The 20,823-nt window shown below is 63.3% G+C and carries 15 protein-coding genes; 4 read left to right on the top strand and 11 right to left on the bottom strand.

Annotated elements, in window-relative coordinates; genetic code table 11:
* The first annotated feature begins 51 nt into the window (after positions 1 to 51).
* On the top strand, positions 52 to 1,038 hold the full coding sequence (gene yjiA / locus C4K40_RS27205; RefSeq protein WP_162165131.1) for a GTPase: 987 nt from the start codon (positions 52 to 54) through the stop codon (positions 1,036 to 1,038).
* Here the strand turns inward: yjiA and C4K40_RS27200 are convergent.
* The 7 genes from C4K40_RS27200 to C4K40_RS27170 all read right to left on the bottom strand — a co-directional run bounded on the left by C4K40_RS27200 (position 974) and on the right by C4K40_RS27170 (position 10,919).
* Positions 974 to 1,750, bottom strand: coding sequence for a GntR family transcriptional regulator (locus C4K40_RS27200; RefSeq protein ID WP_053134678.1), 777 nt, complete (start codon positions 1,748 to 1,750; stop codon positions 974 to 976). The two genes, yjiA and C4K40_RS27200, sit on opposite strands and share 65 nt — an antisense overlap.
* A 36-nt stretch (positions 1,751 to 1,786) precedes the next feature.
* A complete protein-coding gene (locus tag C4K40_RS27195; protein ID WP_031320565.1) occupies positions 1,787 to 2,500 on the bottom strand; it encodes a FadR/GntR family transcriptional regulator in 714 nt (237 codons plus the stop codon).
* A gap of 75 nt (positions 2,501 to 2,575) precedes the next feature.
* Complete coding sequence (locus C4K40_RS27190) at positions 2,576 to 3,886, bottom strand: C4-dicarboxylate transporter DctA (RefSeq protein ID WP_022641113.1); 1,311 nt, start codon at positions 3,884 to 3,886, stop codon at positions 2,576 to 2,578.
* A 354-nt stretch (positions 3,887 to 4,240) separates the two neighbouring features.
* Positions 4,241 to 5,494, bottom strand: coding sequence for a serine hydroxymethyltransferase (gene glyA / locus C4K40_RS27185; protein ID WP_022641112.1), 1,254 nt, complete (start codon positions 5,492 to 5,494; stop codon positions 4,241 to 4,243).
* Between the two features lie 165 nt (positions 5,495 to 5,659).
* Positions 5,660 to 9,508, bottom strand: a complete 3,849-nt coding sequence (locus tag C4K40_RS27180) for a bifunctional diguanylate cyclase/phosphodiesterase (protein WP_053134675.1) — start codon at positions 9,506 to 9,508, stop codon at positions 5,660 to 5,662.
* A 112-nt stretch (positions 9,509 to 9,620) separates the two neighbouring features.
* Positions 9,621 to 10,232, bottom strand: a complete 612-nt coding sequence (locus tag C4K40_RS27175; protein ID WP_053134672.1) for a LysE family translocator — start codon at positions 10,230 to 10,232, stop codon at positions 9,621 to 9,623.
* 48 nt (positions 10,233 to 10,280) lie between these two features.
* On the bottom strand, positions 10,281 to 10,919 hold the full coding sequence (locus tag C4K40_RS27170; protein ID WP_053134669.1) for an alanyl-tRNA editing protein: 639 nt from the start codon (positions 10,917 to 10,919) through the stop codon (positions 10,281 to 10,283).
* Positions 10,920 to 11,269: 350 nt separating this feature from the next.
* On the opposite strand from C4K40_RS27170, the gene ettA reads away from it, so the two are divergent.
* Both ettA and gdhA read left to right on the top strand, forming a co-directional pair.
* Positions 11,270 to 12,934 carry an energy-dependent translational throttle protein EttA gene (ettA, locus tag C4K40_RS27165; RefSeq protein WP_031320563.1) on the top strand — a complete coding sequence of 555 codons (1,665 nt, stop codon included), beginning with the start codon at positions 11,270 to 11,272 and terminating at the stop codon, positions 12,932 to 12,934.
* Between the two features lie 291 nt (positions 12,935 to 13,225).
* Positions 13,226 to 14,563, top strand: a complete 1,338-nt coding sequence (gdhA, locus tag C4K40_RS27160; RefSeq protein ID WP_022641106.1) for an NADP-specific glutamate dehydrogenase — start codon at positions 13,226 to 13,228, stop codon at positions 14,561 to 14,563.
* A 6-nt stretch (positions 14,564 to 14,569) separates the two neighbouring features.
* On the opposite strand, the gene C4K40_RS27155 is transcribed toward gdhA, so the two are convergent.
* From C4K40_RS27155 to C4K40_RS27140, 4 genes are all read right to left on the bottom strand, one after another.
* A complete protein-coding gene (locus C4K40_RS27155) occupies positions 14,570 to 15,052 on the bottom strand; it encodes a GreA/GreB family elongation factor (RefSeq protein ID WP_022641105.1) in 483 nt (160 codons plus the stop codon).
* A gap of 69 nt (positions 15,053 to 15,121) precedes the next feature.
* On the bottom strand, positions 15,122 to 15,478 hold the full coding sequence (locus C4K40_RS27150; protein ID WP_053134666.1) for a hypothetical protein: 357 nt from the start codon (positions 15,476 to 15,478) through the stop codon (positions 15,122 to 15,124).
* A gap of 132 nt (positions 15,479 to 15,610) precedes the next feature.
* Positions 15,611 to 17,464: a DUF4105 domain-containing protein gene (locus C4K40_RS27145; protein WP_022641103.1), complete on the bottom strand. Its 1,854-nt coding sequence runs from the start codon at positions 17,462 to 17,464 to the stop codon at positions 15,611 to 15,613.
* Positions 17,465 to 17,556: 92 nt separating this feature from the next.
* Complete coding sequence (locus C4K40_RS27140; RefSeq protein ID WP_022641102.1) at positions 17,557 to 18,045, bottom strand: DUF3015 domain-containing protein; 489 nt, start codon at positions 18,043 to 18,045, stop codon at positions 17,557 to 17,559.
* A 278-nt stretch (positions 18,046 to 18,323) separates the two neighbouring features.
* On the opposite strand from C4K40_RS27140, the gene C4K40_RS27135 reads away from it, so the two are divergent.
* Positions 18,324 to 20,762, top strand: a complete 2,439-nt coding sequence (locus tag C4K40_RS27135; protein WP_053134664.1) for a Lon protease family protein — start codon at positions 18,324 to 18,326, stop codon at positions 20,760 to 20,762.
* Positions 20,763 to 20,823: the final 61 nt, after the last annotated feature.

Genomic DNA, 20,823 nt, shown 5'->3' with positions numbered 1-20,823 from the left:
GCGTTCCAAGGAGCGCTCTCGCCAGGTTCGCCGGCTCCTGCGTTTTCAGGCATGGGAGACCCTGTTTTGCACAATCCTGTTCCCGTCACCGTTCTCAGCGGTTTTCTCGGCGCCGGCAAGACTACCTTGTTGCGCCATCTGCTCAAGGCCGAGCACGGTTTGAAGATCGCCGTGATCGAAAACGAATTCAGCGACGCCGGTATCGACAGCCAGTTGCTGGGCACCGAGCCGGTTCAAGTCATGACCCTGTCCAATGGTTGTGTCTGCTGCACCATCCACACCGACCTGAGCAAGGCCCTGTACTTGCTGTTGGAGCGCCTGGACAGCGGCGAGATCGCCTTCGACCGGCTGGTGATCGAGTGCACTGGCCTGGCGGATCCGGCGCCGGTGGCGCAGACCTTCTTCATCGATGAAGAGCTGCGCGAGCGCTATATCCTCGATGGCATCATCACCCTGGTGGATGCCAAGCACGCCGAGTTCCACCTGAGCCAGACCATCGCCCAGGCGCAGATCGGCTTTGCCGACCGCTTGCTGGTGAGCAAGCGCGACCTGGTGGACCAGGACAGCTTCGAGGCCCTCTGCCAGCGCCTGACGCGGATCAACCGCCGGGCACCGATCCATGTGGTGGATCACGGCAATATCGAGCTGGCGCAACTGCTGGATGTGCGCGGCTTCAATCTCAATGCCGACCTGGGTGGGGGCATCAGCCTGCGTCCGGTGAGCAAGGCGCCATCGGTGGATCGCATCGCCAGCCTGGTGTTGCGCACCGAGCAGGCGCTGGACCTGGAGCGCCTGAGTGAATTCATGAATGAGCTGCTGGAAGAGCACGGCCAGCAGTTGCTGCGCTACAAGGGCGTGCTGAACGTCATCGACGAACCCCGGCGCATGGTGTTCCAGGGGGTGCTCAAGCTCTACGGCTTCGACTGGGACAGCGAGTGGGCTGCAGACGAAGTTCGCGAGAGCGTGATGGTGTTCATCGCCGATGACCTGCCGGAAGAGAAGATTCGCCAGGGCTTCGCGCGGATGCTGGCCGGCTGACACGGCGCTGCGCAGCCTGCTCCTCCAGGCCCCTGAGCAAGCGCAGTTGCAGGTGTTCCAGGTGCTGTTGCATCAACGCCTCGGCCACCGTGGCGTCGGCTTCCTGCAACGCCTCGACGATGGCGGCGTGTTCCTGCCAGGCGCAATGCTGCAAGGCCTGGCCCGCCAGCTGGGCGATGGCCAGGGAGGTCAGGGGCACCAGGCTGCCGAGGAAGTTGGCCAGGGGCGCATTGCCGGCCAGTTGCGCCAGTTGCAGGTGGAACTCCCCTGACAGGCGGATGGCCGGGCCATGCCAGCCGCGTTCGATGGCCTCGCGCTCGCGGGAAACCAGTTGGTGCAAGGGCTGCAAGCGCTTGCGTGGCTGCTGGCAGGCCAGGCGCATCAGGGCGATTTCCGCCAGGCGCCGGGCGTGGAGGATCTGCCGGGTCTGCTCCAGGTCCGGTGCCGCCACCTGGGGCCGGTGGTTGGGTCGCAGGATCACTACCTGCTGGTGGGACAGGCGCGCCAGTACCTGACGCACGATACTGCGGCTGACGCCAAAGGCCTGGCCCAGGCTGTCCTCGGTGAAGCGGCTGCCGGGGGCGATGCGCTGCTCGAGGATGGCATCGAAGATCTGCGGGTAGACATCGTCCACCAACAGCTTCTTCGCACCACGTCGACGCAGGTTGGCCACCGGGGTGAAGCGAGGGTTTTCCAAGGCGTGGCTGACCATGGCCGGTCTCCGGTCCAGTTGCTGATACGGGATGGGTTACCGGGCGTCCGGGCCCAGGTGGTCGTCCGGGATGTTCAGTTCGATGCCCATGCGCTGGCCCTCCTGGAGGATGTGCCGGCGCATCTCGGCGCTGGCCTGGGCGCTGTTGCGATTGCGGATCGCCCGGACCACCGCTTCATTTTCCTCCAGGCGTTCGGCCAGGTGCTCTGGAGACTCGCGCAAGATCCGCGCGCTCTGCCTGAGGGCGTTGCTGGTCTGCTGCACCACGTTCTGGAAGATCGGATTGCTGGTCAGGGTGAACAGTTCTTCATGGAAAGCGATGTAGGCATTGGCCCCGGCTTCGGCGTCGCTGGCTTCCAGGGCTTCGCGCATGTCCATCAGGGTCAGGCGTAGCTGGCCGATCTCCCGGCTGCTGATGGATTGCGCCACCAGGCCGACGATGAAGGGCTCCAGGGTATAGCGCAGCTGCAATACATCCTCCAGTCTGGCGCCGGCCAGCGTGGCTTCCGGGCCCTGGAGCTCGTCCAGGGGAGCATCGAGCACCAGCACGCCCTTGCCAGGCATGGAACGCACCAGGCCCAGGGTTTCCAGGACGATCACCGCTTCACGCAGGCTGGGCCGGCTGATCCCCAGCTGTTCGGCCAGTTCACGCTGTCCGGGCAGCATATCGCCGGAGCGCCACTGGCCGCGGGCCAGGGCGGCCCGCAGTTTTTCTACCACTGAGTTCACAACCGTTGACGAGCTGATCACTGTCGACTCCATGTAAGGGGCGCGTGTTGTCGCGCGCTGATTGCTGTGCCTGGCGCGGGCCGGCACAAGGATGGATCAGAATTCTTGCTGGCTCCCGCTCGCAGCCTTGCGGGCCTGGAAACCATAGCCTTGCTGGCCGCTGAGCACCTTGTCGGCTCGCTGGAGATCGATGTCCTGTTCCCAGCGGGCGATGGCGACCGTGGCCACGCAATTGCCGATCAGGTTGGTCAGGGCCCGGCCGATGCCCATGAACCAGTCCACCGCCAGCACCAGTACCAGGCCCACCACCGGGATCGCCGGGATCGCGGTCAGGGTCGCCGCCAGGATCACCAGGGCCGAGCCGGGAATGCCATGGGCGCCCTTGGATGTGATCAGCGATACCAGCAGGATGGTCAGCAGGTCCGCCATGGACAGCGGCGTGCCGGTGGCGTTGGCGATGAAGACGATGGCCAGGGTCAGGTAGATGGAGAAACCGTCGAGGTTGAACGAGTAACCGGTAGGAATCACCAGGCCCACGGTGGAACTGCCGATCCCCAAGTGTTCCAGCTTACGCATGATCTGTGGCAGTACCGCGTCCGATGACGCAGTGCCAAGGACGATCAGCAGCTCCTCGCGCAGGTACTTGAGGAAAGGCAGCATGCGCAGGCCCGACAAGCGCATCACCAGGCCCAGGATCAGCGCGACGAAAGCGCTGCAGGTCAGGTAGAACAAGCCCACCAGGCTGCCCAGGTGCTGTAGCGAGTCCAGGCCGTACTTGCTGGTGGTGAAGGCAATGGCGCCGAACACGCCGATGGGTGCCAGGCGGACGATCATGCCCATGATGCGGAAGATCACGTGGCTCAGTTCGTTGATCAGGCGCGAGATCCCCGAGGCGGCTTCGCCCACCAGGTTCAGCGCGCTGCCGAACAGCACCGAGAACAGCAGCACCTGGAGGATGTTGTTCTCGGCGAAGGCACCGAGCACCGAGGAGGGGATCAGGTCCATGAGGAACTGGGTGGTGGTGTGCATATGCTCGCTGCGCTGGGCGATATCGCCCATGTCGGCGGGAGACAGCTGCTCCAGGTGGATGTTGGCGCCGCTGCCGATGCCGGTGCTGAAGGCCATGACCAGGCCTATCACCAGGGCCAGGGTGGTGAGTATTTCGAAGTAGATCACTGATTTCAGGCCGATGCGGCCGACCTTCTTCAGGTCGCCGGCGCCGGAGATACCGCTGACCACCACGCAGAACACGATGAGGCCGATGAGCATCTTGATCAGCTTGATGAAGGCATCGCCCAGGGGTTTGAGTTGCGAGGAGTATTCGGGGAGGGTGAGGCCGCACACGATGCCGAGCAACAGCCCGAGCACCACTTGGAGGAAGATCGAACGCGAGCACCATTTGAGCATGGGAGGAGTCCTGGTCGGTGTCCGGCCTGCCGTGCATTCGAGACGCAGCGGGTGGCGGACTTAATTATTGTGGTCTTACCGGTTTGTCCAGTGCAGGCGCAGTCTACGCTCGGTTTTTTTGGGTTTACAAGAGGGATCGGGAAAATTGGCTTTACCGGTCTGACCAGTGGCCTTGCGCCGTCTACCCGGGCTTTCGGCCTGGTGGCTTTCAGGGGCCGTGCAAGGCCCATTGCAGAGCCTTGGAGGTTTTTTGCGGGGCGCGTCGCCGCCTGCATTAGCCGCTAGAGGGAGTTTTCTGCGGGCATGAAAAAGCCCGGCGCCAGGCCGGGCTTTTCTGTTGCGGTGCGGTGCTGATTAAGCGCCGTACACCGGCAGTTTCTTGCAGATGGCCTTGACCTTCTCACGTACGGCGTCGATCACCGCTTCGTTGTTCAGGTCAGCCAGGATGTCGCAGATCCAGCCGGCCAGTTCGCGGCACTCGGCTTCCTTGAAGCCACGGGTGGTCACGGCTGGAGTACCGAAGCGCAGGCCGGAGGTGACGAACGGCGAGCGTGGGTCGTTTGGCACGGAGTTCTTGTTCACGGTGATGAAGGCCTTGCCCAGGGCGGCGTCGGCATCTTTACCGGAGATGTCCTGCTTGATCAGCGACAGCAGGAACAGGTGGTTTTCAGTACCGCCGGAAACCACGTCGAAACCGCGCTCGATGAACACGCTGGCCATGGCCTGGGCGTTCTTCACCACTTGCTGCTGGTAGGTCTTGAACTCAGGCTGCAGGGCTTCCTTGAAGCAGATGGCCTTGGCGGCGATCACGTGCTCCAGCGGGCCACCTTGGGCGCCAGGGAATACGGCGGAGTTCAGCTTCTTCTCGATGTCGGCGTTGGCGCGAGCCAGGATCAGGCCGCCACGTGGACCGCGCAGGGTCTTGTGGGTAGTGGTGGTCACCACGTCGGCGAACGGTACTGGGTTCGGGTACACGCCAGCGGCTACCAGGCCGGCCACGTGGGCCATGTCGACGAACAGGTAGGCACCGACCTTGTCGGCGATTTCGCGAAAGCGTGGGAAGTCCAGGATCTGCGAGTAGGCGGAGAAGCCGGCGACGATCATCTTCGGCTTGTGCTCGACCGCCAGGCGCTCGACTTCGTCGTAGTCGATCAGGCCGTTGGCGTCGATGCCGTACTGCACGGCGTTGTACAGCTTGCCGGAGGAAGAAACCGCAGCACCGTGGGTCAGGTGGCCGCCGTGGGCCAGGCTCATGCCCAGGATGGTGTCGCCGCCTTGCAGCAGGGCCAGGTAGACCGCGGCGTTGGCCTGGGAACCGGCGTGTGGCTGGACGTTGGCGTAGTCGGCGCCGAACAGCTCCTTGGCTCTGTCGATCGCAAGCTGCTCGACCACGTCGACGTACTCGCAACCACCGTAGTAGCGCTTGCCTGGGTAGCCTTCGGCGTATTTGTTGGTCAGTACCGAGCCTTGAGCTTCCATCACCGCTGGGCTGGTGTAGTTTTCCGAAGCGATCAGCTCAATGTGCTCTTCCTGGCGCTGAGCTTCTTGCTCCATGGCGGCAAAGAGATCTGCGTCGTACTTGGCAATAGTCAAATCACGGCTGAACATGGCGGTCCTCAAGGATCGGGGGGCAGAAAAGGCAGGCATTCTAACCCAATGGGTTTTGGATGGCATATGAAAGGACATCATGTCGCACAGAAGCCGCATTCAAGTGACGAGCTGCAAGCTGCAAGCGGATCGCTTTCCCTTGCGATTGGCTGCTTGCCGCTGCCGCTAGTCGAACATGAACAAGGCGTCGTTGCTGAATTGCGCTTCGAAGCGGTTGGCCGGCATCGGCCGTCCGAACAGGTAGCCCTGGACTTCGTCGCAGCCGTGCTCGCGCAGGAAGTCCAGCTGTTCGTGGGTCTCTACCCCTTCGGCGATCACCGCCAGGTTCAGGCTGTGGGCCATGGCGATGATGGCGCGGGCGATCTGCGCGTCCTGCTCGCCGGACGGCAGGCCGTCGACGAAGGTGCGGTCGATCTTCAGTACGTCGATGGGGAACTGCTTGAGGTAGTTCAGCGATGAATAGCCTGTGCCGAAGTCGTCTACCGCGATACTCAGGCCCAGGTTCTTCAGGCCGTCGAGGATCTGCATCGCCTCGCTGACCTCGCGCATCAGGATGCTCTCGGTCAGTTCCAGCTCCAGGCACGCCGGCGGCAGGCCGGTGTCCCGGAGAATGGTGGCAATGCGCATACCCAACTGGCCGTCGGAGAATTGCCGGGCCGAAATGTTCACCGAAACCTTCGGTACCCGTACCTTGGCCACATGCCAGGCCTTGAGCTGGCGACAGGCTTCGCTGATCACCCAGTCGCCGACGTCCACCACCAGCCCCAGCTCCTCCAGCACCGGAATGAAGTCGCCCGGTGGCACCAGGCCACGGCGTGGATGGCGCCAGCGCAGCAGGGCCTCGGCACCGGTCAGGCGCTTGCCATCGCCGCTGAACTGCGGTTGGTAGTAGAGCACGAACTCCTGCTGCTCCAGGGCATGGCGCAGGTCGCTTTCCAGTTCCAGGCGTTCCAGGGCGCTGGCGTTCATGTCCGCCTGGTAGAACTGGAAGTTGTTCTTGCCGCGTTCCTTGGCGTGGTACATCGCGGTGTCGGCGTTCTTCATCAGCTGGCTCAGTTCGTTACCGTCCTGGGGGCTCAGGGCGATGCCGATGCTGGCGGTGACGAAGAACTCCCGGCCTTCGAGGACGAAGGGTTTGACCAGGCTGGCGAGGATCTGCTCGGCGACGTGGATCGCCCGGTTCAGGGCGATTTCCCGGCTGGCGCGCGGCTGCAGCAGCAGGGTGAACTCGTCGCCGCCCATGCGCGCCACGGTGTCGTCATCGTCGACGCAACCCAGCAGGCGGACGGCCATCTCCTTGAGCATGCGGTCGCCGGCGGCGTGGCCCAGGGAGTCGTTGATCGGCTTGAAGCGATCGAGGTCGAGGAACATCAGCACCACCCAGGACTTCTGCCGCTCCGCCGATTGCAGCGCGGTATGCAGGCGGTCCTGGAACAGCGTGCGGTTGGGCAGGTGGGTCAGGGCGTCGTAGTAGGCCAGGCGGTGGATCCGCTGTTCGCTGGCCTTGCGCTCGCTGATGTCGCTGAAGAAGCACACGTAGCTGGCCAGGTCGCCTTCGTCGTCGAGCACGGCGGTGATCCCGACCCAGGCCGGATAGTGCTCGCCATCACGGCGCTTGAGCCAGACTTCGCCTTCCCAGGTGCTGTGCTGGTTCAACTGCTTTATCACGTAGCGCAGGTGGGCTTCCTGCTGTTCATCCACGGTGAGCATGTTCGGCAGTTGGTCCAGCACCTGGGATACGGCGTAGCCGCTGACCCGGCTGAAGGCCTCGTTGGCCTGGACGATGTAGCCCGCCGGGTCGGTGATGAGAATCGCCGAGGTCGAGTGCTCGAATACCGTGGCCGCCATGCGCAGGTCTTTTTCCGCCCGGCGTTGCTGGCTGATATCGCGGCCGACCCCGAGCACGCCTTCGAAGGCGCCGTGTTCGTCCCAGACCAGCACCAGGCGCAGTTCGATGGGGATCTTGCGGCCATCGGCCCGCAGGCAGTCGAACAGGAACAGCTGGGTCTGCACCTGGCTGCGCAGTTGTGCCAGTTGCTCGGGTTTGTCCAGGGCCTTGCTGACCCGGTCCATCAGCACGTAGATACCGGTCAGCTGCTGCGGGTTGGCGATGGTCGACTGCCACCCGTTCTGGAACACCCACTCCACGTCGTAGCCGAGCACCGACTGCACCGATGGGCTGACGTAGTTCAGCGAGAGCTTGTTGTCGGTGGAGAAGATCACGTCGCTGATGCTCTCGGCGAGCATGCGGTAGCGTTGTTCGCTGTCGCGCAGGGATTCGCTGGCCTCGATCTGGTCGGTGATGTCCTTGGCCACGCCGATGATGCGTGTCACCTGGTCATAACGGTCCCGGGCCAGGGCCTGTTCGCGGATCTCGAAGCGCCGCCATTGGCCGCTGCGATGGCGGAAACGCAACTGGCACTGCAGGAGCTGGGCATAACCGGAATGTCGCTGGTCCTGGCGCAGTTGGTGATAGAGGTCGGCATCCTCGGGGTTGAGCAGGATCTCCCAGAAGTACTCGCCCATCTGTTGCAGTTCGGTCCTGTTGTAGCCCAGGGTCTGTCCCAGATGGTGGTTGCTGAAGATCATCCGCTGGCTGATCACGTCCTGCACGTACAGGTGATCGGGCACGGTCCGCACCACGTCCGACCAGAAGCCCTCGCGCTCCAGCAACGACAGTTCGATCAGCTTGCGGCTGGTGATGTCGCTGATGCTGAGGATCACCGCCCTGAAGTCGTCGGGCTGTTCCGGCAGGCGCATCACCAGCCACAGGTGCTGATCGTTGCCTTGGGCGTCGCTGAGCTTGATCTCCAGTTCCAGCTGCTTGTGCTGGTTGACCAGGGCCTCGAGCAACTGGCCGCCGATGGCGCTGCCGGGATTCGGGCTGCCTTCGATCAGCAATTGCCAGGCTTCGTCGCCGGAGTGGACGTTGAGCAGGCTCAGGGCGACCTGGTTGACTTCGGTGATGCGCAGTTCCTGGAGCAATTGGCGGTATTGCTCCGCATGACCGTCCTGCCAGCGCTTGAGCTGGTTGAGCGAATGCAGGTGGTGTTTCTCCAGCAGGCCTGGCAGGCCGGAGATGTCCAGCACGCAGAGGGCCACTCCGGTGCCCTCGAAAATGTCCTGGTAGCGGCGCCGGCCCTCGTGCAGTTGGCGCTGGCGCCGACGGATGTTGAGCAGGGCGATCACCGGCAGCAAGGAGAATGCCAGCCCCAGCAGGCACTTGCCGATGAAGGCCGGCAGCAGTTCCTCGAGTACCGCACGCTGGTCGAACAAACCGCGCAATTGCCAGTCGCTGTTGCCCAGGGGCAACAGCAGCACGCTACTGGCCATTTCGTCGGGGTCGAGCATGCCCGGGGTCGGGGTGCTGCGCTCGTCACGCTTGATCACCTGGCGGCTCAGGCGGTTCTCGATCACCCAGCTCGGCTTGAAGCCGTCTTCGCTCTGGCGCACCAGGCTCTGCAGGAAGCTTGGCGCCATGCGCAGGATCCAGTAGCCACGGGTCGAGCCACTGGCCTGGTGCAGTAGTACGTGCACCACCGAGCCGTCGGCGGGGTTGCTGTAATAGAAGCGCTGCGAGCGGCTGCGCTGCACCAGTTCGGCGAGCCACACGGCATCCTGGCTGCCCTCGGCGGTGTCGCTGATGATTTCGCCCTGGGCATCGAGCAGCGCGAAGCTGCGCACATCCGGCAGGGAACGCTGGAGCTTCTCCAGCAGTTGCTGTTGTTGCTGGTTGTTCTGGGGGGCTTCGACGATCGGCAGCAGGTTGAGGGCGATCTGCGCATTGAGCGCCAGGTTCAGGCTCAGGTGGTCGGCGAGGTCGGCGCTGTAGTCGATGGCATGCTGGCGTTGGTCGTGGCGAGCCTGTTGCAGTTGGTCGAGCAACTGCCAGAACAGCAGGGCCAGGAGCAGCAGCACCAGGGTCGCCAGTGCGCCTTTGAGGGTGCCGCGCAAAGGAGGGGCCGACACAGGGGCTTTAGCGCGCGCTGGCTGTGGCGAAGTAACGTTGGACAAGCTGTGATCCTGCGGTTTGGCTGGGCTGGCGCGACGTGCACTATAAGCCGGACGCCCGAAGGGCGGCTAGCATGCCTTGAGTTGTGGCAAAGTGCCAGACCCGCCTGGCCGACTAGAGAGCCAGCCTGCTATCGAGCTGCAAATCCGCCAGCCGCCAGAGAATGGCTAGCGCGAAGCAGCAGATCACCACCGAGGCCGTGCGGTTGATGGCGTGGGGCGTCAACCAGGCGTGGCCGCTGCGCTTGATCCGGGCGCCGAACAGCACCCAGGCGCAACCCACCGGGATCACCACTGCGGTGAACTGTGCGACGAAATGCAGGTACAGCTCGAAATCGGCGAAGGTCTGCAGCGGGACAATGAACGACACCACCAGCAAGCCCTTGGGATTGATCAGGGTCAGCAGGAAAAAATGCCTTCGGGACACCAGGCTCTCCGGTGAACCCGGCAGGCCGCCGTCGGGCCTGCGCCAGAGCAGGTACGAGGTCCTGGCCAGGTAGCCGATCGAAACCAGCTGCATCAACTTCAGGCACCAGGGGGCGCCATCGCCGATATGACCCAGCAGGTAACCCCAGAAGGAGATCTGCAACAGGTAGGCCAGGCATTCCAGCAGGCTCAAGGGCCAGGCGCGCCTGAAGCCGTTGAGTGCCCCCGAGCGCAACAACAGGGTGTTGGTCGGGCCCGGCATCAGCAGCAACAGTCCGAGTGCGGACATGATGTTCAGCATGCAAACGGTTTCCTCTGAGTCCACCGGGCCACGAACGACTGGCGGCGGCTAATCCACCAGGTAGATCTCGACGCGCTCCTTGTGTGCCCCGATGTTGTTGCGCTTGAGGCGAATCCGCCCGACTTCGCCAGTCCTGCGCAGGTGCGTACCACCGCAGGGCACCTGGGAAAAGCCCTCGATGAGCCAGCAACGGCGCAGATGCTCGGTATCGGTAAAGCGACTTTCGATCGGCAGGTCGGCCGCCACCAGCCGTTCGACCTCGGCGAGGATCTCGGGAAAGTACTGGCTGATGCTGCCGTCCATGGTGAAGTCGATACGTGCCTTGGTCTGGCCTATATGGGCGCCGATCTTATCCAGCCCGGGGAATTTCTTGTAGAACAGCTCCAGGACGATTTCGGCGGCGAAGTGCAGCCGCATTAGGGCGTAGCGCCGTGGCCAGTCGATTTGCACATTGACCAGGTCGCCCACGGCGAAGTCCGGCGCCGAGGCCAGCCGATAGACGATGTGTTCGCCGACGACCGTGGCCTGGGTGACCTGGATGCGATCGATGGTGCCCTGGTCCGACTCCTGGCCGCCGGACTCGGCGAAGAAGATCGTCGGGCTGATCATGACGTCGGATCCTTCGACACTCAGCACGCGAGCATCCAGGGAGGTGAGGTAGGGAGTACTCCAGAAGGCACGTTCCATATGGCTTGTCTGTCTTGTTCCATGGAGAGGGGCGAAAGGTAGCGTAGAGGCATTGGAGAGCGCTTTCGAGGAAAACTGACCACCTGCAGGGTAGTGGCCCGATGGCAGGCTCATGCCCGAGCTTGCCCGTGGCCTTGTTTGTGAGTGGCCAAGGCCTTGCTTCTACAGGCTCTGGGGCTATTGGCGGGGGCCTTGTGTCACAGGGGCTGCAGCAAGAAAAAGCGCGGCTGAAGCTCCCGGCGGTCTGCCCGCCGTCGCTCAGTTAGGTTAACCTTGAAGGTTGGGAGTGCTGTGTATCGCACCACGAGGCTTAGCAGGCCTGTTTTCACCTTTTTCACGAGGTCCATATTTTGGCTCAATACGTTTTCACCATGCATCGGCTGGGCAAGGTCGTTCCGCCGAAGCGGGAAATCCTGAAAAACATCTCCCTGTCCTTCTTCCCCGGAGCCAAGATCGGCGTACTGGGCCTCAACGGTTCGGGTAAGTCCACGCTGCTGAAGATCATGGCTGGCGTCGATACCGAATTCGAAGGTGAAGCACGGCCGATGCCGGAGCTGAACATCGGCTACCTGCCCCAGGAGCCACAGCTGGACCCGTCTAAGACCGTGCGTGAAGTGGTCGAGGAAGCGGTCAGCGTGATCAAGGACGCCCAGGCCCGCCTGGATGAGGTCTACGCTGCCTACGCCGACCCTGATGCCGACTTCGACAAGCTGGCCGCCGAACAGGCCAAGCTGGAAGCCATCCTGCAGGCCAGCGACGGCCACAACCTGGAGCGCCAGCTGGAAGTCGCCGCCGATGCCCTGCGCCTGCCAGCCTGGGACGCCCGCGTCGAGCACCTGTCCGGTGGTGAAAAACGCCGTGTGGCCCTGTGCCGCCTGCTGCTGTCGGCCCCCGACATGCTGCTGCTCGACGAACCGACCAACCACCTGGATGCCGACTCGGTGGCCTGGCTGGAGCACTTCCTGCACGACTTCCCGGGCACCGTGGTAGCCATTACCCACGACCGTTACTTCCTCGACAACGTCGCCGGCTGGATCCTGGAACTGGACCGTGGCGCGGGCATCCCGTACGAAGGCAACTACTCCGGCTGGCTGGAGGCCAAGTCGGCGCGCCTGGCCCAGGAATCCAAGCAGCAGTCGGCCCATGAGAAGGCCATGAAGGAAGAGCTGGAGTGGGTGCGCAAAGGCGCCAAGGCCCGCCAGTCCAAGTCCAAGGCCCGTCTGCAGCGTTTCGAGGAAATGCAGTCCCAGGAATTCCAGAAGCGCAGCGAGACCAACGAGATCTACATCCCGGCCGGTCCGCGCCTGGGCGACAAGGTCATCGAGTTCAAGAATGTCACCAAGGGTTATGGCGATCGCGTGCTGATCGACAACCTGTCGTTCTCCATGCCCAAGGGCGCCATCGTCGGCGTGATCGGCGGCAACGGCGCCGGTAAGTCGACCCTGTTCCGCATGCTGATGGGCAAGGAGACTCCGGACTCGGGTAGCATCGAGATCGGCGAAACCGTGCAGCTGGCCTGCGTGGACCAGAGCCGCGAGGACCTGGATGGCAGCAAGACCGTGTTCCAGCAGATCTCCGACGGTTCCGACCAGATCCGCATCGGCAACTACGAGATCCCGTCGCGCACCTATGTCGGCCGTTTCAACTTCAAGGGCGGCGACCAGCAGAAGTTCGTCAAGGACCTTTCCGGTGGTGAACGTGGCCGCCTGCACCTGGCCCTGACCCTGAAGGAGGGCGGCAACGTCCTGCTGCTCGACGAACCGTCCAACGACCTCGACGTCGAGACCCTGCGTTCCCTGGAGGAAGCCCTGCTGGACTTCCCTGGCGCCGCCATCGTGATTTCCCACGATCGCTGGTTCCTGGACCGCGTGGCCACCCACATCCTGGCCTACGAGGACGATTCCCAGGCAGTATTCTTCGAAGGCAACTACACCGAGTACGAAGCCGACCGCAAGAAGCGCCTGGGCGAAGCCGCGGCGCAACCGCACCGTGTACGGCACAAGAAGCTGGCCTGATCGGCTCGCTGCTGGAGAAAAACGGAGCCCACTGGGCTCCGTTTTTTTATGCCTGGAGAATGTATCGGCGGGGTAATTTCCCGGCTGTGGAGCACGTTCAAAGTGAGTGCAAAGCTGCGGCGTTTTGTCACCAATCCAGTGCGTACAAAGCCCGCAGATCGGGTCGATTTATATTTTTTGCACCATTTAAATTCATAACTGCGACATTTTGCTCTGTCCCAGTGCAGATTGAATTGCTAAAGTCCCTGGCAAATCTCCCCCTTAACGACAATAAATCCGCCGAGACTTTCCATGATCGAATCCGTCGAAGACTTCCTCGCCCGCCTGAAAAAGCGCGATCCGGACCAGCCAGAATTCCACCAGGCGGTGGAGGAGGTACTGCGTAGCCTATGGCCGTTTCTCGAAGCCAACCCGCATTACCTGGAGTCCGGGATTCTGGAGCGGATTTGCGAGCCGGAACGTGCCGTGGTGTTTCGTGTGTCCTGGGTCGACGACCAGGGCAAGGTTCGGGTCAACCGTGGTTTCCGCATCCAGATGAACAGCGCCATAGGTCCCTACAAGGGCGGCCTGCGCTTCCATCCGTCGGTGAACATGGGCGTGCTGAAGTTCCTGGCTTTCGAGCAGACCTTCAAGAACTCCCTCACTTCCCTGCCCATGGGCGGCGGCAAGGGCGGCTCGGACTTCAACCCCAAGGGCAAGAGCGATGCCGAAGTCATGCGCTTCTGCCAGGCCTTCATGAGCGAGCTGTACCGGCACATCGGTGCGGACGTGGACGTGCCGGCCGGGGATATCGGTGTCGGTGCCCGGGAAATCGGCTTCCTGTTCGGCCAGTACAAGCGCCTGAGCAACCAGTTCACCTCGGTGCTCACCGGCAAGGGCATGAGTTACGGCGGCAGCCTGATTCGTCCGGAAGCCACGGGCTTTGGCTGCGTGTACTTCGCCGAGGAAATGCTCAAGCGGCGTGACGACCGGGTCGAAGGCAAGCGCGTGGCGATCTCCGGCTCCGGCAACGTGGCGCAATACGCTGCCCGCAAGGTCATGGACCTGGGCGGCAAGGTGATCTCGTTGTCGGACTCCGAAGGCACCCTGTACTGCGAGTCCGGCTTGAGCGAAGAACAATGGCAAGCGGTGCTGGAGCTCAAGAACGTCCAGCGTGGGCGCATCAGCGAACTGGCCAGCCGCTTCGGCCTGGAGTTCCGTGCCGGCAAGACGCCATGGGACCTGCCTTGCGATATCGCATTGCCTTGCGCCACCCAGAACGAGCTGGACGCCGAGGCGGCCCGCACGCTGCTGCGCAATGGCTGCATCTGTGTCGCCGAGGGCGCCAACATGCCCACTACCCTGGAGGCTGTGGATATCTTCATCGACGCTGGCATCCTGTTCGCCCCGGGCAAGGCCTCCAACGCCGGTGGGGTGGCGGTGAGCGGGCTGGAAATGTCGCAGAACGCCATGCGCCTGCTGTGGACCGCCGGCGAAGTGGACAGCAAGCTGCACGCCATCATGCAGTCGATCCACCATGCCTGCGTGCATTACGGTGAAGAAAACGGCCGGATCAACTACGTCAAGGGCGCCAACATCGCCGGGTTCGTCAAGGTGGCCGATGCCATGCTGGCCCAGGGCGTGGTCTGAATCGGTTCAGGCCGGTTCGATGCCGATGACCTCGATCAAGCGGTCGCCCGCCGGCCGCTGCCACAAGACCTCGTCCCCGAGACGCGCGCCCAGCAAGGCGCGACCCAGGGGCGAGGCCCAGTTCACCAGGCCCCTGGCGACATCGGCCTGGTCCTCGCCGACCAGTTGCACACTCTTTTGGTCGCCTGTTTCATCCACATAAGTCACCCGGCTGCCAATCTGTACCCGGTCGGTGGCGCTCGCCTGTACCACCTGGGCGCTGTGCAGGCGCTGGGTGAAGTAGCGCAGGTCCCGCTCCAGCTCCGCCAGGCGCTGGGGATCGCCGGCATCTTGCAACCCGCGCTGCTGGTGCTGTAGCTGCGCAACCTTGTCCTGGAGCTCCACCAGCCCCTGTGGCGTAACGTAGTTGGGCTGGCTGCTGACCTGGCGCTCCACCGGCTGTGCGGCTTGGGCGGCGGCCTGGTCTTCGTTGACGAAAGCACGACTCATGGCGGTTTTCCCTGGTTGGGGTTGGCCATGGTGGCAGGTCCCAGGCCTGGAGCATTGCCTGAAAGCGACCTATTGCGAACGATAGGCCCGGGCGGCATCGCGATCCTTCTCCTGCTGCCAGGCCCGCTCACGCTCATCCCAGTGGCGCTGGCGATACTGTTCGCGGTCCTGGTTCTCCAGCATGGCCTGGCATTGGCGAAAGCCGTCGCTCCAGCCCTCGGCGTATTGCGCATCCTTGAGATAGCGGGGGACGTCCTTGCGAAACTCTCCACTGATGGAGCCGGCTGACTGTCGGCCGCTGACACAGCCGTCGTCGAAACCATCGGCAAAGGCCGGTGGATAACCCTGCTTGAGCAAGTACTGGTGATTCGTCTCACAACCACCGAGCAGCACCGGCAACAGCACGACCCACGCATAACGCCACATCGCCAACCCCTCGCATATTCATGGGAGAAGTCTAGATGGGCATTTGTCGCCGAGCGGTGAAAGGCGGGTGAGCATCTCGTTTATCCGTGGCTGCAGCAGCCTGCGGGGCGCAAGCTGCAGCTCATCACAGGACTAGTAGTGGTACCACTTGAGTTCGAGCATGACTTCATTGACCGGGCTGGCCAGCTGGCTGAACTCGCGCTGGGCGCTCAGGCGCAGGCCCAGGTTGCGTGACAATTCCCATTGCTGGTTGAGGCTCAAGCTGCGGCGGACTTCGCCGTTGGTGAAGTAGTCGCCCTTGGCTTCGAGGCTGAAGTTACCCAGGGGGTTTTTCCAGAGGATGCCGGAATCGAAGCCGGCTGCCGGAGCGATGAAGCCGGCGAAGTCGGCATTGTGTTCCACCCGTACCGTGCCCAGGACAAAGCCCAGGGTGTCTTCACCCAATTGCCAGGTACCACCGGCACCACCGTTGACGTGGCTGACCAGGGTTTCATCGTCGTGCTTGCCAGGTACCCGTTCCAGGCCGCCGGTGACTTGCCAGGACCATGGCTGCAGCAACTCGTTGCGTGGGGTCAGGGAGCGGATGGTCGCCAGGTCCAGCTGTTGCAGCTGCCAGTGATTGCCTTCGTACTGGCGCAGTTTCATCTGCAGGATCTCGATCTGCGCTCCGAGGGGGAAACCTTCGGCGTTGTCGTTGAGATCGTGATAAGCCATGCGCAGGCCGTATTCGGCGAAGGCCTTGTCGTCCCGCGTGCCGACGCCGAGCTGCCAGGTCCGGGACTGGTGGCCGTCCTCAGGCAGGCCCGGACGCTGGATCTGCAGCTCCGGCGCCGGGTTCTGGTTGATGGCCTTGAGCAACTCGAAGCTGCGCTGCGAACGTTCGGCGTCGCGCTCCTGGCCGTTGGCCCGATAGCGTTCCAGGCGGTAGGCCGCGTCGACGATCAGGGCCTGGCGATCCCTGGGCATGGCCTTGAACCCGGGGTCTTGCAGTTGTTTCTGGTCGGCGCTGACCTTGAGTACCCACTGCTGTTCTTCATGGCTCAAGGGCTGGGCGCGGCTGAGCAGCTCGCGCTCGCGGGACGGACGGTAGTCGATGCGCTCCACCAACCCGGCGTCCTTGACAGCCTTGACCGTGTCGGTGGGGATCGCGGTGAGCGGGAACTGGCCGGTCAGGCGCAGGCTCGGGCGGGCGACCTGGAGCAGTTCCAGCAAGCGGTAGGAGCAGTTCTCGTCGAAGAAGAAGTAGTCGAACTTGATCTGCTTCAGTTCCCAGACATGCTCCACCATGCGCTCGGTTTCTTCCTGGGTCAGGTTCAGCCGGTACTCCCACAGGTCGCGGTTCTCCAGGCTGCGGTATTCCGCCAGCTTCTCCTGGTAGGGGACCAGGGCGAACAGCCCGGGATAGCCGCCCATCAGGCCTTTCCAGGCATAGAGGATGCTGTTGTCCGAACCTTCGATATAGGCGCCGAAGTTGATCGCATAGCTGAGCAGGGCCGTGTGGTTGCTCTGCACGTCTGCCTGATCGATACGCAGCAGGGTGTGGCCGAACATCGACGAAGGGCTGTTGAGGTAGGCCGCCGGGAAGATCATCACCGTGCTGTGGGGGGCGACGTCCTTGAACCATTGGCTGAACTCGTTGCACTGGACCGCAGGCAGGTCGTTGAGCCCCAGCTGCGCCTTGAGCCAGCGGGTGCGGGCCGGGTAGACGCACTGGGCATGGCGTTCGCCGGTGCTGGCTGGAGCATAGAGAGCATCGAGGGTCGCACTCAGCTCGGCATCGGGATGATGGGCGCCGTCGGCGGCGAGGAAGAAGCGTGGATCGCTGACATAGCTGCGCCAGCCGCCGAGCTTGGCGGTCTCGTAGTGGCCGATGGAGATCCAGAAGGGGTCGTTGGCCAGTTGCTGCAAACGTTGTGAGTCAATGTGGGGCGCGGCGTACAGCGGGGCGCAGGCACAGAGCGCCAGGTAGGCAAGGCGTTTGAGCATGGTGGGCAACTTGAGTCGGAAATACAAAAGCCCCGAAGGGGCAGGATCAGAAAGAAAAACCCGCTCCCCGAAAGGAGCGGGCGGGGGCCGGCTTAGGCTGGAGTGGCGTACTTGGCCAGGCGAGCATCGCCTTTGAGTACGGCCAGGGTATTGGTATGCACGTCTTCGGCGGTCACGTCGGCCTTGCTGAAGATCTGCTGGAAGTGTTCATGGGTAACCGCGGCGAAGTGCGCACGGTCTTCTGGAGCTACACCCAGGACCACGGCGTAGGTGGTCAGGGCTTCGCCCTGGCCCTTGGCCATGTCTTCGGACAGCTCGTTCATCATGCCGTTCATGGCGAACCAGGATTTGCCGCCGTAGGTCAGGGCGGCGTTGGTGGAGCAGCCGTTGGTGCCGGAGGTCATGCCGAAAGTGGCGTTGCCGGAGGTACCGTTAGTGGTGGAAGCCAGGAAGTGGGCAGGAGTGCCGCGCTGGCCTTTGAACAGCATGTTGCCCCAACCGCAGTCCGGGCCACCTGGCGCTTGGGCCATGGCGTTCAGGGAGACGGCGGTGAAGAGAGTACCGAGAAGAATCCGTTTCATAGCGTTGTTCTCTTTGTGCATACCAATAATGGACAGGGAGGTTGGTCCGTGCCGGCACCAGGGGACCGGTTATTTATCCGGTCGCGCAGTTTGGAGTTTAGGCAGATTCCATCGGTTCCGTAAGTATTTGCAACGCGATACTGGAAATGCCGGGTGGCCCCTGGCATGGGGGGACAGGCTACGGCTCGTCCTTGTTCGGCCATCAGGCGCGCCTTGCCAGCCGGGCCTGGCCAGCGCCAGAATGCCGCCATCCGCCCCGCCTGATGTAAGGAAGTCCGATGCCTGATCCTGTTGCCGCCAGCCTGCGTCTCGCGCCTGAGGCCTTGACCCGTCCGTTCTCCGCTGAGCAGTTCAGCTTCTCGACCACCAATGATCTGGAGCCCTTTCGCGGTGTGCTTGGCCAGGAGCGCGCGGTCGAGGCCCTGCAATTCGGCGTGGCCATGCCCCGCCCCGGTTACAACGTATTCGTCATGGGCGAGCCGGGCACCGGGCGCTTCTCCTTCGTCAAACGTTACCTGAAGGCCGAGGGCAAGCGCCTGCAGACGCCATCGGACTGGGTCTACGTCAATAATTTCGACGAGCCGCGCGAGCCGCGGGCGCTGGAACTGGCAGCAGGGGCCGCGGGCAGCTTCATCGCCGATATCAACGGTTTGATCGACAACCTGCTGGCAACCTTTCCAGCGGTTTTCGAGCACCCGTCCTACCAGCAGAGGAAGAGCGCCATCGACCGCGCCTTCAACCAGCGCTATGACCGTGCCCTGGATGTGATCGAGCGCCTGGCCCTGGAGAAGGACGTGGCGCTGTATCGCGATAGCAGCAATATCGCCTTCACTCCGATGTACGAAGGCAAGGCGTTGGACGAGGCCGAGTTCGCCCAGTTGCCGGAGGCCGATCGCGAACGTTTCCACGAGGACATTTCTGCCCTTGAAGAGCGCCTCAACGAAGAGTTGGCGAGCCTGCCGCAGTGGAAGCGCGAGTCGAGCAACCAGCTGCGCCAGCTCAACGAGGAAACCATCACCCTGGCCCTGCAGCCGTTGCTGGCGCCATTGTCTGAGAAGTACGCGGAGAACGCCGGGGTCTGTGGCTACCTGCAGGCCATGCAGGTCTACCTGCTGAAAACCGTGGTCGAGCAACTGGTGGATGACAGCAAGACCGACGCCGTGGCGCGCAAGCTGCTGGAGGAGCAGTACTGCCCGAGCCTGGTGGTCGGCCATCCCGCCAGCGGCGGTGCCCCGGTGGTGTTCGAGCCCCATCCGACCTACGACAACCTGTTCGGGCGGATCGAGTACAGCACCGACCAGGGCGCGCTCTACACCACCTACCGGCAATTGCGCCCCGGTGCCCTGCACCGGGCCAATGGCGGCTTCCTGATCCTGGAAGCCGAGAAGATGCTCAGCGAGCCCTTCGTCTGGGACGCGCTCAAGCGCGCCTTGCAGTCGCGCAAGCTGAAGATGGAGTCGCCGCTGGGGGAAATGGGCCGCCTGGCCACCGTGACCCTGACGCCGCAGATGATCCCGCTGCAGGTCAAGGTGATCATCATCGGTGCTCGCCAGCTGTACTACACACTGCAGGACCTGGATCCGGACTTCCAGGAAATGTTCCGCGTGCTGGTGGACTTCGACGAAGACATCCCGATGGTGGACGAGAGCCTCGAGCAGTTCGCCCAGTTGCTCAAGACCCGTACCTCGGAGGAGGGCATGGCGCCTCTGACCGCGGATGCGGTGGCGCGCCTGGCTACCTACAGCGCGCGCCTGGCTGAGCACCAAGGGCGCTTGTCGGCGCGGATCGGCGACCTGTTCCAGCTGGTCAGCGAGGCCGATTTCATCCGCCACCTGGCCTCGGACGAAATGACCGATGCGGGGCATATCGAACGGGCGCTCAAGGCCAAGGCCACCCGTACCGGCCGGGTCTCGGCGCGGATTCTCGACGACATGCTGGCCGGCATCATCCTCATCGACACCGATGGCGCGGCCGTGGGCAAGTGCAACGGCCTGACCGTACTGGAGGTGGGTGATTCGGCTTTCGGCGTGCCGGCGCGGATTTCCGCCACGGTCTACCCCGGCGGCAGCGGCATCGTCGATATCGAGCGCGAGGTCAACCTGGGGCAGCCGATCCACTCCAAGGGGGTGATGATCCTGACCGGCTACCTGGGCAGCCGTTATGCCCAGGAATTCCCCCTGGCGATTTCGGCAAGCATCGCCCTGGAGCAGTCCTACGGTTATGTGGATGGCGATAGTGCTTCGCTGGGCGAGGCCTGCACGCTGATCTCGGCGTTGTCGAGGACGCCGCTCAAGCAGTGCTTCGCCATCACCGGTTCGATCAACCAGTTCGGGGAAGTGCAGGCGGTCGGCGGGGTCAACGAGAAGATCGAAGGCTTCTTCCGCCTGTGCGAAGCCCGTGGGCTGACCGGTGAGCAGGGCGCGATCATTCCCCAGGCCAACGTCGCCACCCTGATGCTCGACGAGAAGGTCCTGCAGGCAGTGCGTGATGGGATGTTCCATGTGTATGCAGTGCGCCAGGCCGACGAGGCCCTGAGCCTGCTGGTGGGCGAACCTGCCGGCGAACCGGATGCCGATGGCCAGTTTCCCGAGGGCAGCGTGAATGCCCGGGTGGTTGAGCGCTTGCGGGTGATCGCCGAAATGATCAGCGAGGAAGACCTGAAGGAGGCGGAGAAGGAGTCGGCGCAGGAGGCGTTGGCAGAAGCCAAGCCGGCCTGATGACGGACGATGGCGAGGGCATTGGCTCTCGCCATCGGCGTCGATGCGCTGACGCCAATTT

This window comes from Pseudomonas sp. CMR5c (assembly GCF_003850545.1).
GTDB classification, from domain to species: domain Bacteria; phylum Pseudomonadota; class Gammaproteobacteria; order Pseudomonadales; family Pseudomonadaceae; genus Aquipseudomonas; species Aquipseudomonas piscis.
Note: the sequence above shows the minus strand (reverse complement) of the source record. Positions and strands in the feature narration are given on the sequence as shown.